The following is an 18,291-nucleotide window of genomic DNA, read 5'->3' as shown; positions in this document are numbered from 1 at the left end:
GGTGAATAAGATCGCGAGATTCTGCATCGGGCACAAGGTCACAACGCTGATGGCGGTCATCATGATCTCCATCTTCGGGTTGGTCTTTACCACCCAGCTGCAGCTGGCCCTCCTGCCCGATATGGAGGCCCCGGCCGCGCTGGTCCTGTGCTACTACAACGGCGCCACCCCCAGCGATATGGAGGAGCTGGTTACCCGGCCCCTGGAATCGGCCATCATGTCGGTGTCCGGGGTGGACGGGGTGAGCTCCACCTCCTCCAACGGGGTGAGCCAGCTCCAGATCACCTATGTGGAGGGCACCGATCTGGATATCGCCGCCACCAAGCTGCGGGAGCAGTTTGACCGGCTGTCCCTCCCCGACGGGGCGGTGGACCCCATTATCGTCAACATCAACATCGGTGACCTGATGCCCTCCGCCATGATCGCCCTCCAGGGGGAGGACCTGGCCTCGGTCCAGGCCATGGCAGAGGATACCGTCTCCCCCGCCTTGGAGCGCATTGACGGCGTGGCCCAGGTGACCGTCTCCGGCGGCGTGGAGCAGCAGATCGCCGTGGAGGTGGACCCAACCCGGGCGGCCGGCCTGGGGCTGTCCAACTCCTATATTGCCCAGATGCTGGCGGCGGACAACCTGCTCTACCCCGGCGGCGATATGAAAAACGGTACCCAGACCCTCACCGTCACCACCGACGCCAAGTTCCAGACTGTGGAGGATGTGGCCAACCTGATCATCCCCCTCCAGACTGGAGGGACGGTCCGCCTGTCTGAGGTGGCCAATGTTTTTCTGGAGACCGGCGACCCGGAGGCCATCGCCAAGACCGACGGCACCGCCTGTGTGGTGCTCCAGGTGTCCAAGCAGTCGGGGGCCAACGAGGTGGCCACCGCCGACGCAGTGGTGGCCGAGATGGCCAAGCTCCAGGAGCGCAACGGCGCGGTGGTCTACACCGTGCTGTACACCGCCTCCGACTACATCAACATGGCGGTGAATGCCGCCGTGCAGAACATCGAAATGGGCGTAGTGCTGGCCGCCGTGGTGGTCTTTCTCTTCCTGCGCCGGTGGGGGGCCACCGCTACCATCGCCGTGTCCATGCCCGTGTGTATCCTGACGGTGTTCGTACTCATGAACGTGTTCCACCTCACCCTGAACATGATGTCCCTGGGGGGCATCGCCATGGGCGTGGGCATGATCGTGGACAACTCCATCGTAGTGCTGGAGAATATCTACCGCTACTCCGCCGAGGGCCACAGCCGGATGGAGTCCTGTGTGGAGGGGACGGCGGAGGTTTTCACCTCTCTCACCGCCTCCACCCTCACCACGGTGGCCGTCTTTCTGCCCCTGGGCCTCACCGGGGGGATGGCGGGCATGCTCTTTGACGATTTCTGCCTGACGATCTCCTTCCTGATTCTGGGCTCTCTGGTGATTGCGGTGACCTTGGTCCCTCTGCTGTGCTACTTCCTGCTGGATGAGAAGAAGGTCCACCAGCGCGCCCTGGAAAAGGCGGAGAAAAAGGCCAGAAAGCATGCCGAGGGCAGGGCGGGCCTGGGTCAGCGGCTGAATGAGCTGTACACCAAGGTGCTGGGCTACTTTGTCCGCCACCTGTGGGTTGGAATGCTGGCCTCTGTGGCCCTGGTGGCCGTCTTTATCGCCGCTTGCATGAACACCAAAATGGTGCTGATGCCCGATATGGACCAGGGTATGCTCCAGATTTCCATCAGCAGTCCGGTGGGCACCGAGGTGGAGACCACCGCCGCCATTGCCGACCGGGTGGTGGACATCGCCATGGAGAACGTGCCGGAGCTGGAGTCGGTCTATCACCTGTCCAATCCCGAGTCCTCTACCGTGGGACTGGTGCTGGTGGACAAGGAGGACCGGAGCCGCAGCAGCAACGACGTGGCCCAGGTCATGCGGGAGCTGACCCGGGATATCGCCGGGTGTGAGATCACCGTCTCCTCCTCCGACATGACCGCCATGATGGGCAGCGGCGCAGACATCAGCGTGGACATCACCGGGAACGACTATGAGACCCTGGTGATGATCGCCAGCGATCTGGCCGGTCAGATTGCCCAGCTGCCCGACGCGGTGGATGTGGGCACCTCCGAGGCCAAGGAGGTGGAGCAGGTCACCGTCACCATGGACCGGGAGGCCGCCTCCCAGTACGGTCTCACCGCCGCCTCGGTGGGCGCCGCCATTCGGTCGGAGCTGTCCGGCTCCACCGCCACTGCGGTCACCATTGACAACAAGGAGCTGGACGTGGTGGTCCGGGGGGACGGCCGCTCCGCCGCCAGCCTGGACGCCCTGAAGTCCATGGCCATCCCATCCGCCTTCGGCGGGACGGTGCCCCTGTCCGCTGTGGCCCATGTGGACATCGAGCTGGCCCCCCAGAGCATCATCCGGGTCAACCAGTCCCGGCAGATCTCGGTCACCGGCGACACCATCAGCGGCGATACCACCGCTATCACCCGGGAAATCAACCGGATTCTGGAGGGCTACACCCTCCCGGACGGCTACACCGCCGAGATTTCCGGCGCTTATGAGGACATGATGGAGAGCTTCAGCGATCTGCTGCTGGCCCTGATCGTGGCCCTGGGTCTGGTCTACTTCGTGCTGGCCTCTCAGTTTGAGTCCTTCCTCATGCCGGTCATTGTGATGATGATCCTGCCGGTGGCCTTTACCGGAGCCCTGTTTGCCCTGCCTCTCACCGGGCGGGACCTGTCCATGATCTCCCTGGTGGCCCTGATCATGCTGGCTGGTACGGTGGTCAACGCCTCCATCATCCTGGTGGACTATATCCGCCAGCGCCGGGAGCAGGGGGAAAGCCGGGTGGACGCCATCCTCCACGCCTGCCCCCTGCGCATCCGCCCTGTGCTGATGACCACCCTGACCACTGTTCTGGCCCTGGTGCCCATGGCACTGGGCATGGCCGAGGGGGCGGCGGAGATGATGAGCGATATGAGCATCACCATGATCTCCGGCATGGTTGTTTCCACCATCATCACCCTGCTGTTTACCCCGGTGTACTACTCGGTGATTGACAACCTGAGCAGCCTCTTCCGGCGGAAAAAGAAGGAGGAGCCTCCCGCTCCCCCGCCAGCTGAGGAGGAAGCAGTCCCTGCTGTGGCGGAATAAGCAAAAGGGCGCTGAAAGCCAAACTTTCAGCGCCCTTTCCTACTTTGCTTTGGGATAAGGCTTTTGTTCATCGGTGAGGCCAAGGAGATAATCTGTACTGGTACAATAAAACGATGCCAGTTTGATGAGCACGTCCGTCGGGATATCCCGTTTTCCTCGTTCATAGAGCGAGTAACTCACCTGACTGCACTGTAAATATTTTGCCAAGTCTCTTTGAAACAGATCGTTGTCTTCCCTTAGATCGCGTATTCGTCTATACATTTTGTGCATCTCCTCTTAAACGATTATCATTTCACAAAAAGTATAGATAAAACATTTTGTTATATTGACATATAAAGCAAAATGCTTTATAATAGATACGCTGACACCCCAGCAAAGCAGAGAGGAGACGATGATTATGGCAAAATTTCAATTACAGGCCGGCGAAACACTAATCGGAAAAGGAGCCATGTCCCTTTATCAAAAGCAAGGTCTGACACTGAAGCCATTTCAAGGGAAAATCTATGTCACAGACAAGCGGATTTGCTTTTATATGGACTTGTCCGGAACGGTTCTTATGGACCTTCCGATTAACGAAGTTGAGAATTTTTCAGTTGGGTCAATGCTTTTTATCAAAAAGGTTACCATACAGAGTAAACAGGGAGAAAACTACCCGCTAACCGGATTTCCGGCAAAAAAATTACAGGGCTGGCTGACACAATTAGGCGTTCAAAAGCTGTGAGGCTCAATAGAAGGAGAAGGCCCCGCCAGTCGGCGGGGCCTTTTGCTGTCCTTATAATGTTTCCAATTCCCGCATCCACAGCGTATTCACCGCGTCCGAGGGCATCCGCCAGTCCCCCCGGGGAGAGAGGGCCAGGGTGCCCACCTTGGGGCCGTCGGGGAGGCAGGAGCGTTTGAACTGCTGGGCAAAGAAGCGGCGGTAGAAGTTCTTCAGCCACTTGAGGATGGTCTCCCGGCCGTAGTCCTCCTCCAGGGCGGCCAGGGCCAGACGGAACACCTTCCGGGGGCCGAAGCCCCAGCGGATGGCGTAGTACAGGAAAAAGTCGTGGAGCTCGTAGGGACCCACCAGGTCCTCGGTGCGCTGGGCGATCTCCCCCTCCTTGGGGGGGAGCAGCTCGGGGGAGACGGGGGTGTCCAGGATGTCCCGGAGGACGGCGGTCAGCTGGGGGTCGGCCTCCTGGGCCTCCTCCGCCGCGTAGGCGGTGAGGTGGCGTACCAGGGTCTTGGGAATGGAGCCGTTTACCCCGTACATGGACATGTGGTCGCCGTTGTAGGTGGCCCAGCCCAGGGCCAGCTCGGACAGATCCCCGGTACCGATGACCAGCCCGCCCCGCTGGTTGGCCAGGTCCATCAGCACCTGAGTCCGCTCCCGGGCCTGGCCGTTCTCGAAGGTGACGGACAGGTCGTCCATGGACTGGCCGATGTCCCGGAAGTGGACCCGCACCGCCTCGCCAATGTCCACCGTGCGGAAGTCCGCCCCGATGCGCTCGGCCAGCACCTGGGCGTTGGACTTGGTCCGGCTGGTGGTACCGAAGCAGGGCATGGTAACGGCCAGGACGTCACTCCGGGGACGGCCCAGCATATCGAAGGCCCGGGCGGTGATGAGCAGGGCCAGGGTGGAGTCCAGCCCGCCAGACAGCCCCACTACCGCGCAGGAGGCCCGGGTGTGCTCCAGACGCTTTTTCAGCCCCAGGGCGGCGATGGTGAAAATCTCCTCGCACCGCGCCTGGCGGTCTCCGTGGTCCTCGGGGACGAAGGGATTCTTTCCGATGGGCCGGGTGAGCTTTGTCTCCTCTGCACGCAGGGAAAAGGTGGCGCGTACCCAGTTGGTGTTTTGAGTGTCATAGGTGTTCATTTTCCGCCGCTCAAAGGCCAGCCTGTCTACGTCAATCTCGCTGACGGTCAGGCCAGTGTCAAAACGCTTTTCTGCCAGCAAAGCCCCGTTTTCGGCAATCATATTGTGCCCGGCAAAGACCAGATCGGTGGTGGACTCTCCCTCTCCGGCGTCGGCATAGACGTAGCCACACACCAGACGGGCGGACTGTCCCGCCACCAACTGACGGCGGTAGGCGGATTTGCCAGCTACCTCGTCGGAGGCGGACAGATTCAAAATAACAGTTGCGCCCAGAGCCGCCAAATGGGTGGATGGGGGCATTACAGCCCAAAGATCCTCGCAAAGCTCCACTCCTACCGTCAAATTTGGCATCTCTTCACATACAAACAGCTGGCTGGAATAGAGGTCTGGATATTGGCCGCACAGCGTTACCGATGAATCCAGTCCCTCTCCAGAGGTGAACCATCGTGCCTCGTAAAATTCTCCGTAATTGGGAATGTGATTTTTAGGGACCAGCCCCAATATCCTGCCCTTTGAGATGACCGCAGCACAATTATACAGCTCATTCTGGCACCGCACCGGCAGGCCCACAGCGGTGAGCATGTCCAGGGTGGAGGTCTCCTCCAGAATACGGCTCAGGGCGTCCTCTGCGCCCTGAAGAAGGGTGTCCTGCAAAAACAGGTCGCCGCAGGTGTAGCCGGTGACGCACAGCTCGGGCAGGGCCAGCACCTTTACCCCCTGCTCCGCCGCCTCCTTCATCAGGGCAATGATCTGCTCCGCGTTGTATTCACAGTCCGCCACCCGGATCTTTGGCGTTCCCGCCGCCGCTTTGATAAAACCGTCCCGCATGATCGGGCCTCCTTTGTTCATAAATGTTCTGCTACCATCATATCCCAAGTCCGCTCCAAATGCAAGAAAAACAAAAGGGGGGACGTCCTCTCAAGGCTGTATGGATATCTGCCCGGGCCGCGCCGCTCGGACCCTCCAGCGGATGGCGCGGCCCCCCGGTGCAGGTGGACAGGCCCCCGGCTCACCCGCCTTGGGGTCCGGCTTGTTCGGGACAGGGATCACGGTTTCTGAGCTCCAAGTGGTGTCGGTGGTGGTGTTGGCCGCGTTGTCTCCGGTGGTCTCAGAGGTCCCTACGCCAGCGGTGTCCGCAAAAAGGGAGCTGCCCGGACGGACAGCTCCCTTGGATGATCATGTTGAGAGGCTCAGGCGCCTTGATACTGCTGGATCGCGGCCGCAGTCTGCTGGTAATCCGCCTCTACCTGAGTGAACAGCTCCTTGGCCAGGTCATAATCCTTTGCCCGCAGGGCCTCGGTGATGGCGTGGCTGGAGTGGTACAGCTTGGTAAAGCTGAGGTTCTGGGTGACTCCCTTCAGGGTGTGGGCCGCCCGGAAGGCATCCTCATAGTTCTCCGCCTTCAGAGAGCTCTCCAAAAGCTGAAAAGACTGGTCGGACAGAAACTTTCCCACGAACCGCTGCACCAGCGCCTCGCTGTACAGGCGGCCCAATACGTCCTGGTAATCACCCTCCAGGGCGGCGTAGCACTCTTGCATGGTCATTGCGCTTCCTCCTTTATTTCCTCGCGTTCCACCATCTTGCCGATGGCGCCGGTGTATTCAGGGGGCTCCTCCGAGGTCCACAGAGCTCTGCAGATCAGATGGACGGGCTTGATTTGGCCGTCCAGCCGGACATGACAGTCAAACTCCACCACGGGCTGGTCGGGAGTGGTGTCCTGCAGCTTCTGCGCCAGCTCCGCCAGCGTGTCCAGGTTGACCAAATCCTGGATCTGTGGGCTGTGATAGGGGTCCACAATGGTGTCCTCCAGGTCCAGGCGCTTGACTGCGACAGGGGAGAGGGTAAGCATCGAGGGATTTGAAGTATACTCAAACAGCATATGCGGGGATATGGAGGTGAAGAAGTGATGGATGGTCCGCTCCTGCTCCAGGATGCGCAGGGTGCGGTCGGTGACGGACAAGTCCTCGTACTGGACCAGCTCCGCCGCAGTATTCTCCATGACGCGCTGGTCCCCCCGGGTGATGGTATCCACCGCCATCTCCCGCTGAATGATGTCGCTGCTTTCCACCAGACACTCCAGGAGCAGCGGCTGGAAGGAGCCGCACTCGCCGTTGAGGATCATGGACAGGGCCTTCTCGTGGGAGTGGGCCGGCTTATAGACCCGGACGCTGGTTAGAGCGTCGTACACATCGGCCAGGGAGACCACCTGGGCAGAGATGGGGATGTCCTCTCCCACCAGCCGGTCCGGGTATCCCCTGCCGTCATAGCGTTCGTGGTGCCAGCGGCAGATCTCGTAGGCGTACTTTACCAGCGGCTCGTCCTGGAAGGGGACGCCCTTCATCATGTCCGCGCCCATCTGGGAGTGCTGCTTCATAATGGCGAACTCCTCGTCGGTGAACTTGCCCGGCTTGTTGAGGATCTCGCTGGGGATGCAGATCTTACCCACGTCGTGGAGGGTGGAGGCGTTGCTGATCAGGTTGATGGTCTCCCGATCCAGCTTGTATTTGTTGGTTTTGCGCATCAGGCTTTTCAGCAGAATCTCCGTCATGGTCTGGATGTGGAGGACATGCAGGCCGCTCTCCTCATTGCGGAACTCCACAATGTGGCTGAGGATGGAGATCATCAGGTTGTTGACCTTTTCCTTCTGGTAGATCTGCTCGTTCACCATGCTCTGCAGGCGGCGCTGCTTGGCGTAGAGCATAATGGTGTTGCTGGCGCGGCGGCGCACCGTTTCCACATCGGTGTCCCGCTTGAGGTAATCGGTAACGCCAAGGTCATAGGCCCGCTTGAGCAGTCCGGGCCCCTCCTCTGCCGTGATCATGATGACGGGTACGCTGTCGATCCAGCCGTACTTGTTCATGGCGTCCAGCACGCCGAAGCCGTCCATATTTGGCATGTTGAGGTCCAGCAGGAGCAGGGAGATCTCCTGATCCTTCTGCTGGAGGATGGTCACTGCCTGTATGCCATCCACCGCCTCAATGATCTCGTAGGTGTCCTCCAGTATGGCGCGGAGGAAGTCGCGGTTAAATTGGGTGTCGTCAGCGATCAGGATAGTATAATGCTGTTCTTTCTTTGGGGCCATAGCGTTCACTCCCCTTTGGGTGGTTTCTTGTTCTGGGCGTGGTCGCGCACAGACATCAGTTTGGTCAGTGTGAGGCATAGCTGCTCAATGTTGATGGGCTTGGCCAGATGGGCGTCCATGCCAGCCTGGGTGGTGCGGGTGATATCCTCCGCAAATGCGTTGGCGGTCAGCGCGATAATGGGCACCATCTTGGCGTCGGGACGGTCCAGAGCCCGGATGGCCTGGGTGGCTTCGCAGCCGTCCATGTTGGGCATCTGCATATCCATGAGGACGGCGTTGAAAAAGAAAGGCGGAGAAGCTCGAAATGCCTCCAGTGCCTTCTGCCCGTCTTCCGCGGGGGTTACCTCGGCTCCCCGCATTTTCAGCAGCTCGGTGGCGATCTCCATGTTCAGGAGATTGTCCTCTGCCAGCAGGATCTGCCGGTCCTTCAGCGGGGTCACCTCTGCCGGCTCGTGCTCAGATTCAGGGGAAGGAGTCTCGCTGGCGTCAAAGGGGATGGTAACCGAGAAGGTGGTTCCCTTGCCCAGCGTGCTGCTTACGGCGATCTGGCCGCCCATGCGGGTGACCAGGTTTTTTACGATGGGCATACCCAGTCCGGTGCCCGTGACCTCCTTGGCCCCAAAGCGGACCTCCCGCTCGTAGGGGTCAAAGAGCTTGGGCAGGAAGTCGGCCGACATGCCGGACCCGGTGTCCTCCACCAGGAAGAGGTAATTGTTCCGCTTGCCCTCGTCCATCTGGCGCAGGGTGACCGTCAGGCTGTCGCCCGACTGGGTGAACTTCATGGAGTTGGACACCAGATTGTTGATAATCTGGCCCAGCCGGGCGGGGTCACCCTTAATCATCCGGTTTTGGATGTCGATGGACAGCTGGAAGGTTTTGTTCTGCTCCCTGGCCTGGGTCTGGAAGGGGGCGAGGTAGGTCTCCAGAGTCTGGACCAGGTCGAAGGGCTTGATCTCCATGGAGACATTCCCCTGTTCCAGGCGGGAAATCTCCAAAATATCGTTGATCAGGGCCAGCAGCTGCTGGCTGGCGGCGCCGATCTTGTTCAGATAGCCCACCATCTTTTCCCGGCTGCAGTCGTCCTGAAGGGCCAGCCCTGTCATGCCGATAATGATGTTCAGCGGGGTGCGCATATCGTGGCTCATGACGGAGAAGAACTGCTGCTGGGACTTTTCGCTCTGCTCTGCGGCGGAGAGCGCTCCCTTCAGCAGCCGCACCTGACGCTGCTGCTCCTCCTTCTCGTTTTCCACGTCCCGGAAACAGATGACCACCTCGTCGGGGATCTTTTCCGGATCGGTAAGCATACGTACGCTGATCCACCGCTCCTCGTCGTTAAATTTTCGCAGAAACTCGCCGCCGAAGTCCCGGATGTCCTGGTCCACCAGCCGGCGGATGTTTTCCAGGGAGAAGTTTTGGATAAAATCCTCCGAGGTCCACTCGTCCAGGGCGGAGGCGATCACCTTCAGAAGCTCTTCATAGCTGCCGGTCTCGCCGCTCATCTGCTCCCGGACATAGTTGGAGGGCTTGGTCATTTCGAACACACCAGTGATGATGTTGACCCGGTAGAAGGCGTAGTAGATATCGCCCATGACCTGCACTGTCTCGGTGGTCCGCTTGGCCGTACGGCTGAGCTTGCGGTCCCGCAGCCACATGCCTATGGCGATGGCCAGGAACAGCAGCAGACCTGCGCCGTAATAGAGAAGAATGTTCTGCACGCCCTGGAGCAGAGTCTCGTAGGGCACCGTCAGGATGCACAGCCAGCCGTTGTCCGTGTGCTGGTAGTAGAGGCCCCGGGTCAGCTGCTGCATGCCCACGATCTCGTTGTTCTTGCCGTCCAGCTCCCCCCGGTTGACCTTGTCAAACAGGTTTTTGGTGTAGACCTGAAGATCTGCTTCCTCCGCCTCAAAGGGGATGTTGTAATACAGCAGATTGCCCTGTTGGTCCAGCACGTAGTAGGCGCCGCCCGCAGGGAGGTCCTGAAAGGTATGGTTGGCCCGGAAGTGTTCCAGCGGGACGTCGAAGGCCACTGCGTTGTCGCTCCCGGCGGCGGAGACGGCGACAGTGACCACCATCTGGCCGCCGTAAGCGTCGCTGGCATAGGCGTCGGTGTAAATCACCTGGCCCTCCGCCGCCATGGCCTGCTGGTACCAGGGCTGGCTTTGGTAGTCGTGACCCCGGCTCCGTGTCCGGTCGGCGGAGAGGATCTGTCCGTTCAGCACCGCGTAGATATCTCCGATGCTGGCGCTGATCAGGGTCGTGCTCTTTTGAAAGAAGTCCACCAGCCAGTTCTCAAACTCGGCCTGGGTTACTCCCTGCTCGTCCATATCCTCTAAGTAGAATATGGCCATGGTGAGGATGCGGTCATATTCGCTGAGCTGGTTGTTTTCATCGTTGGAATAGCTGGTCACCAGGTTTTTTCCCATAACCCGGGCGTTGTCCAACAGAAGCTGCTGGCTCACCAGCATCCCGGCCGCCGCCACCACAACAAACAGTCCCAGGACCCAGAGGATCCTCCAGCTGCTCCAGTTCATCAGGGGGCTATGGCCCTTGCTGCGCTGCATATTATACACTCCTTTGCAGTCCAACCCTGAGCCGGCGGAAGAAGCCGTCCTTTGCAGGGAGAGCAGATAATCGGTCACAGTATATTATAGCATATCAAAACTCCAATGTAAAGATATCTGCAGGGGATGAATTTTCAAATAAACCCCTGCGCAGGCACTTGTCAAGCAGTGCGAAAGGCATTATAATAGGTAAGTCACAGGATATGTTTTGCCCGGTATTATGGGCGAACCGACGATTTTGCACGATTTGGAGAGGATCAATATGGAACGCATTACCATCGCCGCCATTTTTGCCGGCCAAGAGAGCCTGGGCGGGCAGACTGTTACCGTAATGGGCTGGGCCCGGACCATCCGGGATATGAAGACCTTCGGGTTTATCGAGCTGAACGACGGCTCCTGCTTTAAAAACCTTCAGGTGGTCATGGACGCCGGCCTGCTGGACAATTATAAGGAGATCACCAGCCAGAACGTGGGGGCCGCCCTCATCGTCCGGGGAGAGGTGGTGCTCACCCCGGAGGCCAAGCAGCCCCTGGAGGTGAAGGCCGCCTCCATTGAGGTGGAGGGCCCCTCCACCCCCGACTACCCCCTGCAGAAGAAGCGCCACAGCGTGGAGTATCTGCGCACCATCCAGCACCTGCGGCCCCGGACCAACCTGTTCTCCGCCGCCTTCCGGGTGCGCTCGGTGGCCGCCCACGCCGTCCACTGCTTCTTCCAGGACCGGGGCTTCGTCTATGTCCACACCCCCCTCATCACTGGCTCTGACTGCGAGGGGGCCGGGGAGATGTTTCAGGTGACCACCCTGGACCTGAACAACCCGCCCAGAACGCAGGACGGCCAGGTGGACTACTCCAAGGACTTCTTCGGCAAGCAGACCAGCCTCACCGTCTCCGGCCAGCTCAACGCCGAGAACTTCGCCATGGCCTTTGGCAACGTTTACACCTTTGGCCCCACCTTCCGGGCAGAGAACTCCAACACCCAGCGCCACGCCGCCGAGTTCTGGATGATCGAGCCCGAGATGGCCTTCGCCGACCTGAGCGACTATATGGACAACGCCGAGGCCATGATCAAGCATGTGATCAGGACCGTGCTGGAGAAGTGCCCCGACGAGATCGCCTTTTTCAACTCCTTTGTGGACAAGGGACTGAAGGAGCGGCTGGAGCATGTGGCTTCCTCCGACTTTGGCCGGGTGAGCTACACCGAGGCGGTTGAAATCCTCAAAAAGAACAACGACAAGTTTGACTTCAAGGTGGAGTGGGGGGTGGACCTCCAGACCGAGCACGAGCGCTACCTCACCGAGCAGGTGTATCAGCGCCCCGTCTTTGTTACCGACTACCCCAAGGAGATCAAAGCCTTTTATATGCGCCTGAACGACGACGGCAAAACCGTGGCCGCCGCCGACTGCCTGGTCCCCGGCATCGGGGAGATCATCGGAGGCAGCCAGCGTGAGGAGCGGTATCAGATTCTGGAGGCCCGCATGAAGGAGCTGAGCATGGACCCCCACGACTACTGGTGGTATCTGGACCTGCGGCGCTTCGGCTCCTGCCGCCACGCCGGCTACGGCCTGGGCTTCGAGCGGATGGTGATGTACCTCACTGGCATCAACAACATTCGGGATACCCTGCCCCATCCGCGCACTGTGGGCAACGCGGAGTTTTGATGAGGCCGGAATTGCAGAGCATCCCGGGCGCGAGCCCCAGCACGGCGGAGCACCTAAATCCAATGGATTAACAGTCCGAGTCCGGCGCATTTGCGCCGGACCTTGTTTTTTTTGATTATACCGAAATTTCAGCAGAGGGACCTTGGACTCCTTGAAGCAGGGACGAAACATCTCGACTGCAACACGAAACGATATTTGTAAAATATTAGGCTGCAGGGTGGAGGAGGTCCTGCTCTATATTCCGGACCAAGTATAAGTCCTGCCGTTGGCGCGGCAGGACTTACGCATTATTTGACAAGGTTTTTCAGAGGCTCCCCGGCCAAATACCGGCGCAGGTTCTCCTGGGCCATCTCCACACACTTCCGGCGGGTGATCTCCAGCCGCAGGCCCCCGGCCACGTGGGGGGTGAGGAGCAGGTTGGGTACATCCCACAGGGGGCTGTTGTCCGGCAGAGGCTCCGGATCGGTGACGTCCAGGGCCGCGCCCCACAGCTTGCCGGCCGTCATGGCCCGCACTAGGGCGTCCTGGTCCAGCACAGATCCCCGCCCGGCGCTGATGAGGATGGCGTCGTCCTTCATCCGGGCGATGCGGTCCGTATTCATCAGCCCGGCCGTCTGGGGGGAGTGGGGCAGGGTCAGGGCCACCACATCGGCCTGGGGCAGCAGGGCGTCCAGCTCGTCCATGGGGCGCACCTCGTCAAAGCCGGCCACCGGGCCGGTCACGCTGCGCTTCAGACCGATGGTTTTTGCCCCCAGCCCCTGACACAGCCCGGCAAAGGTGGACCCCACGTTGCCCGCCCCCAGGACCAGGACCGTTCCGCCGAGGACGGTCTTCATGGGCCCTTCATCCTTCCAGACATGGGCCCGCTGGCTGTCCAGATAGGCGGGCAGGCGGCGGCAGACGGCCATCAGGCCGGTGAGCATGTGCTCGGCCACACTGCGGCTGTTGGAACCGCTGGAGGAGGTGAACAGAATCCCCTCCGGAAGGAAGTCGGCATACTCCTCGGTACCGGCCCACATGGTTTGGAACCACTTCAGGCTGACGGCCTGCTTCATGGACTCGGCCCGGGGCCAGCCGAATATGACGGTTGCGGCGGCCAGCTGTTCCGGGGTAACGGTGCTGCTGCGGGCGTAGACATGGGCCGCGTCGGGGGCGATGGCTTCAAATTCCTCCCGCTCTCCCTCATGGAGGGGGAGGAGGTTCAGGATTGTTTCAGACATGGGCGGCACTCCTTCTCAGTTGTTGTTTCTCCATTATATCGGTTTTTCTTTTCCCTGACAAGACCATTGTCCCTTTTCAGAAAAGTGTTGCCGGGATATGACTTTGGCGATTTCTACATAAGCGTATTGATATAGCAAGGACGCTGTGCTATAATCCGGTCAACAAATCGGAATTTGCTTAAGTATTGGGGGTGTGTATATGAAGCTGCATTTGGTCAAGCCTGATTTGATTTATTATGAAAAATATAATGACATGATGTCCGAATGGTGTGCAAGCAAAACACAAATAGCTCCATGGTTCTTGGATAGTACAATCATGTCTATAGATGAGTTTGCTCAGTTCGTTAGGATGTTAGACGATTGTGAACATGGAATTGTTGATAAAAATTTTAGTGCTACATCATCATATTTTGTAATGGATGAAAACGACAGATTAATAGGTGCTACCAGTCTGCGCCATTATCTTACAGTTGAAGGATTTCTTTCTTGGGGGCATATTGGATATGGTGTTCGTCCTACTGAACGCCAAAAAGGCTATGCTGTTCAGATGTTAAAAATGATGCTGGAGCAGGCGAAGAAAAAGGGAATATATAAGGTATTGGTTGGTGTTCATGATGGTAATATTGGTTCATGGAAAACAGTTGAGAAATGCGGAGGAGTTATGGAAAATGTTGTACATATAGAAAATGATGATGAACCAATTCGCAGGTATTGGATTGACATAGAGCCAGACTGACAAAAATTTTTCCGCCAGACTTATAACTTCCAGTTTGTCGGGCAGTCATCCATCAACAGGTGGCTGCCCGATTTTGATATTTTGACGAACGGTTTGGCGAAGCGGCTTCCTGCAACACCAATCTGAAAAGGGAGAGACCATTCTTCGCCTTTACTCCCCCAAAAAGCTGTGGTACAATAGAAATATCTGTTGATCTGGAAGGGGGGCGCCGCTATGGCCGTTACGCGGAGCACGCCGGTGCACACGTTTCCGGGGGTGGGAGAGGTCCGGGCCAAGAAGCTGGAAAAGCTGGGACTGTCCACCGCCGGCGATCTGCTGGCCTGGTACCCCAGGGACTACGAGGACAGGCGGCAGCTGTACACCATCCGAGACGCCCCGCTGGAGGGCCGGGTATGCGTGAACGCCATGGCCGCGGAGCACCCCCGGCTGACCCGCGTCCGGAAGGGGCTGGAGCTGGTCCAGGTGAAGGTGGTGGACCACACCGCCGCCCTTCACCTCACCTTCTTCAACCAGGGCTATGTGGAGCGGGCGATCCGGGCGGGGGAGGAGTATGTCTTTTATGGGACGGTGGAGGTCCAGGGCCGCCGCCGCACTATGGTCAACCCCATCTTCGAGCGGGTGGGAAAACAGGGCTTCACCGGCCGCATCATGCCGGTCTACCGGCTGACGGCGGGGATCAGCAACCACCTGCTGGCCTCCCTGACCCAGCAGGCCCTGGACTGCGCCGGGAGCCTGCCCGAAACCCTGCCCCAGTCCGTCCGTCAGGCCCACGGGCTGGCGGCGGTGGAGTTCGCCATCAAAAACATCCACTTCCCGGAGGATGAGGAGGCTCTGGCTCTGGCCCGGCGGCGGCTGGCCTTTGAGGAGCTGTTCTATCTGGCGGTGGGCCTGCGCTTTCTCAAAAAACGCCGGGATCAGGGCGGGGAGGGCATTTCCCTCCCCGCCCGCCCCAAAGAGGAATTCCTCTCCCTGCTCCCCTTTGTCCCTACCGGCGCTCAAAGCCGGGTGATGGAGGAGGTGGCGGTCGATATGACCGGGAACCGGCCCATGAACCGGCTGGTCCAGGGGGACGTGGGGTCGGGCAAGACCGCTGTGGCCGCCTACGCGGGGTGGCTGTGCGCCAAGGGCGGCTGTCAGGCGGCGCTCATGGCGCCCACCGAGGTGCTGGCCGAGCAGCACTTTCGGTCCCTGTCCCAGCTTCTGGCCCCCGCCGGGGTGCGGGTGGGACTGCTCACCGGCTCCATGACGGCGGCGGAGAAAAAGAAGGCCCGGGCCGCCCTGGCAGAGGGAGAGATCGATTTTGTGGTGGGGACCCACGCCCTCATTTCGGAGGGGGTGGCCTTCCGCCGCCTGGCCCTGATCGTGGCCGACGAGCAGCACCGTTTCGGCGTGGCCCAGCGGGCCGCCTTGGCGGCCAAGAGCGGGGAGGACACCGCCCCCCATGTGCTGGTCATGTCCGCCACGCCCATCCCCCGTACGCTGGCCCTCATTATTTACGGGGACCTGGACGTCTCGGTGATCGACCAGCTTCCCCCGGGGCGCACCCCTATTGAGACCTATGTGGTCCATGAGGACAAGCGGCAGCGGATGTATGGCTACGTCCGCAAGCAGGTGGGGGAGGGGCGGCAGGTGTATATCATCTGCCCCGCCGTGGAGGAGAACCCGGACGCCGCCCTCCCTGGGGAGGAGTCCCCCGCCCTGAACCTGAAGGCGGTGAAGACCTACGCCGGTAAGCTGCAAAAGGAGGTCTTTCCCGAGCTGCGGCTGGGTATTCTCCATGGAAAGATGAAGCCCAAGGAGAAGGAGGCCGCCATGGCCGCCTTTGCCGCCGGGGAGACTCAGGTGCTGGTGGCCACCACCGTGGTGGAGGTGGGGGTGGACGTCCCCAACGCCTCCCTCATCATCGTGGAGAATGCGGACCGCTTTGGCCTCAGCCAGCTCCACCAGCTCCGGGGCCGGGTGGGCCGGGGGGAGCATCCATCCTGCTGCGTCCTCATCACAGCCACCTGGAATCCGGTGGCGATGGAGCGGCTGCGCACCCTGGCCTCCACCACCGACGGCTTCAAGATCTCGGAGGAGGACCTGAAGGCCAGGGGTCCCGGCGACTTTTTTGGAAACCGCCAGCACGGCCTGCCCCAGATGAAGCTGGCCGATCTGGCCGGAGACATGCGCCTGCTCAGCGAGGCCCAGGAGGCCGCCCAGAGCCTGCTGGACCGGGACCCGCAGCTCGCCTCGCCGGAAAACCGGCCCGTATGGGAGCGGGTGCGGCAGCTCTTTGCCGACACCCCGGACATTTTTAATTAAAGAGGAGAACACACATGAATCACATGGAAAAGGCCCGGGCGCTCCGGGCGCGTACCGACGTACATTTCAACTGCTGCCAGTCCGTTCTGGCGGCCTTCGCGGAGGACATGGGCCTCACCGAGGAGCAGGCGTATAACCTGGGGGCCAACTTCGGCTCCGGGATGCGCTGCGGCGCGGTCTGCGGCGCGCTCACCGGGGCCCTGATGGTATTGGGCATGACCAACTATCCCCCGGAGCAGGCGGACGCCCTCCGGAAAAAGTTCCTGGCCGACCACGGGGAGATCAACTGCGCCGCCCTGCTGAAAAAGTCCCACGAGGCGGGCATCCCCAGAAAAGAGCACTGTGACGGCCTGGTCTTCGAGATGGTGGAGGCGCTGGACTGAGCAGCACCAAACAGGGACACCCCTGCGGGGTGTCCCTGTTTGGTGATCTGGAAGGATGGATGAAAAAGGAATGATGGAGTCAAAGGCCAAAAACTGGTTGGGACCGCCGGCAAGAGCGGCAGCCGGCGTCTCGCGGGATTTTAAGCCCCTGCTCTGTCCAAGACTTTACCACTCTGCTTGAAGAATTGCCATCCCCAAATCCATTATATAACACATTAGCATTTAGTTATTCTTTCGGGCGATTACCGATCAAAGAAACGCAGGGCTGGACCGTTGTGGGATTTGATCAAAGCCCCCAGAGAAAGGAGCCGTTTTTTTGGACGAACTGCATCAGCTCCCCATCCCGCTGCTGGTCTGGTACCGGGAGAAGGCCAGAGTGCTCCCCTGGCGCAGCGACCCAACCCCCTATCACGTGTGGGTATCGGAGATCATGCTCCAGCAGACCCGGGTAGCGGCGGTGCTGGACTATTACCGCCGCTTTTTGGAGGCGGCCCCCGATGTGGCCGCCCTGGCCGCCCTGTCCCAGGATCAGCTGATGAAGCTCTGGCAGGGGCTGGGCTACTACAGCCGGGCCAGAAATCTGCAAAAAGCGGCAGAACAGATCATGAATGATCACGGCGGAGTATTCCCAAATACTTATGAGGAGATCCGGGCTCTGGCCGGGGTGGGGGATTATACCGCCGGAGCCGTCGGTTCCATCGCCTTTGGCCTGCCCGTCCCGGCGGTGGACGGCAATGTCCTCCGGGTGACCGCCCGGATCACCGGCGACAGCGGCGACATCGCCACCCCCGCCATGAAGAAAAAGGTGACCCAGGCCCTGGCGGAGGTCATCCCGCTGGAGGCTCCGGGGGACTTCAACCAGGCCATGATGGAGCTGGGGGCCACCGTCTGCCTGCCCAACGGGGCGCCCCTGTGCGAGCGGTGTCCGGCGGCGGGGTTCTGCCGCGCCTTCCAGGAGGGCCGGACCGGGGAGCTGCCGGTCAAGGCGGCCAAAAAAGCCCGGCGGGTGGAGATGCGCATCGTCTACCTCCTCTTTTACCGGGACTGCGTGGCTCTGCGCCGCCGCCCGGACCGGGGGCTGCTGGCGGGACTGTGGGAGTACCCCAATGAGCTGGACGGCGGCACAGACTGGCTGGCCCAATGGGGGCTGTCTGCTCCGCCGCTGACGAAGGTGGGGACCGGAAAGCACATCTTTTCTCATGTGGAGTGGCACATGACTGCGCTGGCCGGGGAGCTGGACCGCCCGGACCTCCCCGACGGTTGGGTGTGGGCGGACCGGACCGCTCTGCGGGATGTGTATGCCGTCCCGAATGCCTTCCAGAGCTTTGCCCGGCTGGTGGCGGACCGGCTGGGGCACTTCTGAGGGGGG

13 protein-coding genes and 1 pseudogene are annotated in these 18,291 nt (G+C 60.3%); 8 read left to right on the top strand and 6 right to left on the bottom strand.

Going from position 1 to position 18,291, the window contains the following annotated elements:
- The first annotated feature begins 1 nt into the window (after position 1).
- Entirely contained in the window at positions 2 to 3,124 is a 3,123-nt protein-coding gene (locus VV088_RS16175; RefSeq protein ID WP_334601750.1) for an efflux RND transporter permease subunit, read from the top strand.
- A 39-nt stretch (positions 3,125 to 3,163) separates the two neighbouring features.
- On the opposite strand, the gene VV088_RS16170 is transcribed toward VV088_RS16175, so the two are convergent.
- Positions 3,164 to 3,385, bottom strand: coding sequence for a helix-turn-helix domain-containing protein (locus VV088_RS16170; protein WP_334601749.1), 222 nt, complete (start codon positions 3,383 to 3,385; stop codon positions 3,164 to 3,166).
- A gap of 136 nt (positions 3,386 to 3,521) precedes the next feature.
- Between VV088_RS16170 and VV088_RS16165 the strand changes: the two genes are divergently transcribed.
- On the top strand, positions 3,522 to 3,845 hold the full coding sequence (locus VV088_RS16165; RefSeq protein WP_334601748.1) for a GRAM domain-containing protein: 324 nt from the start codon (positions 3,522 to 3,524) through the stop codon (positions 3,843 to 3,845).
- A 51-nt stretch (positions 3,846 to 3,896) separates the two neighbouring features.
- On the opposite strand, the gene VV088_RS16160 is transcribed toward VV088_RS16165, so the two are convergent.
- The 4 genes from VV088_RS16160 to VV088_RS16145 form a co-directional block, all read right to left on the bottom strand.
- Positions 3,897 to 5,807, bottom strand: coding sequence for an NAD(+) synthase (locus tag VV088_RS16160; RefSeq protein WP_334601747.1), 1,911 nt, complete (start codon positions 5,805 to 5,807; stop codon positions 3,897 to 3,899).
- A gap of 362 nt (positions 5,808 to 6,169) precedes the next feature.
- Positions 6,170 to 6,523: an Hpt domain-containing protein gene (locus VV088_RS16155; RefSeq protein WP_334601746.1), complete on the bottom strand. Its 354-nt coding sequence runs from the start codon at positions 6,521 to 6,523 to the stop codon at positions 6,170 to 6,172.
- Entirely contained in the window at positions 6,520 to 8,061 is a 1,542-nt protein-coding gene (locus VV088_RS16150; protein ID WP_334601745.1) for an HD-GYP domain-containing protein, read from the bottom strand. Before VV088_RS16150 ends, VV088_RS16155 begins: the two co-directional genes overlap by 4 nt.
- A 5-nt stretch (positions 8,062 to 8,066) precedes the next feature.
- On the bottom strand, positions 8,067 to 10,622 hold the full coding sequence (locus tag VV088_RS16145; RefSeq protein WP_334601744.1) for a hybrid sensor histidine kinase/response regulator: 2,556 nt from the start codon (positions 10,620 to 10,622) through the stop codon (positions 8,067 to 8,069).
- A 262-nt stretch (positions 10,623 to 10,884) separates the two neighbouring features.
- Between VV088_RS16145 and asnS the strand changes: the two genes are divergently transcribed.
- Positions 10,885 to 12,279, top strand: a complete 1,395-nt coding sequence (gene asnS, locus VV088_RS16140) for an asparagine--tRNA ligase (RefSeq protein ID WP_334601743.1) — start codon at positions 10,885 to 10,887, stop codon at positions 12,277 to 12,279.
- 136 nt (positions 12,280 to 12,415) lie between these two features.
- Positions 12,416 to 12,535: pseudogene (locus VV088_RS22830) on the top strand (helix-turn-helix domain-containing protein); the annotation flags it as partial.
- A gap of 31 nt (positions 12,536 to 12,566) precedes the next feature.
- On the opposite strand, the gene VV088_RS16135 reads toward VV088_RS22830, so the two are convergent.
- The gene (locus tag VV088_RS16135) at positions 12,567 to 13,499 is read right to left on the bottom strand and encodes a D-2-hydroxyacid dehydrogenase (RefSeq protein ID WP_334601742.1); all 933 of its coding nucleotides are present in this window, start codon (positions 13,497 to 13,499) and stop codon (positions 12,567 to 12,569) included.
- A gap of 199 nt (positions 13,500 to 13,698) precedes the next feature.
- Here VV088_RS16135 and VV088_RS16130 point away from each other — a divergent pair, with 199 nt between their 5' ends.
- The 4 genes from VV088_RS16130 to mutY all read left to right on the top strand — a co-directional run bounded on the left by VV088_RS16130 (position 13,699) and on the right by mutY (position 18,285).
- Complete coding sequence (locus tag VV088_RS16130; protein WP_334601740.1) at positions 13,699 to 14,235, top strand: GNAT family N-acetyltransferase; 537 nt, start codon at positions 13,699 to 13,701, stop codon at positions 14,233 to 14,235.
- A gap of 213 nt (positions 14,236 to 14,448) precedes the next feature.
- On the top strand, positions 14,449 to 16,539 hold the full coding sequence (gene recG / locus VV088_RS16125) for an ATP-dependent DNA helicase RecG (RefSeq protein WP_334601739.1): 2,091 nt from the start codon (positions 14,449 to 14,451) through the stop codon (positions 16,537 to 16,539).
- 14 nt (positions 16,540 to 16,553) lie between these two features.
- Positions 16,554 to 16,922 carry a C-GCAxxG-C-C family protein gene (locus VV088_RS16120; protein WP_334601738.1) on the top strand — a complete coding sequence of 123 codons (369 nt, stop codon included), beginning with the start codon at positions 16,554 to 16,556 and terminating at the stop codon, positions 16,920 to 16,922.
- A 316-nt stretch (positions 16,923 to 17,238) separates the two neighbouring features.
- On the top strand, positions 17,239 to 18,285 hold the full coding sequence (gene mutY / locus VV088_RS16115; protein WP_334601737.1) for an A/G-specific adenine glycosylase: 1,047 nt from the start codon (positions 17,239 to 17,241) through the stop codon (positions 18,283 to 18,285).
- The last annotated feature ends 6 nt before the right edge of the window (positions 18,286 to 18,291 follow it).

The organism is Lawsonibacter sp. JLR.KK007 (assembly GCF_036941135.1).
In the GTDB taxonomy this organism is placed as follows: Bacteria; Bacillota; Clostridia; order Oscillospirales; family Oscillospiraceae; genus Lawsonibacter.
The sequence above is the reverse complement of the archived record's forward strand: the minus strand, read 5'-3'. Positions and strand labels throughout refer to the sequence as shown.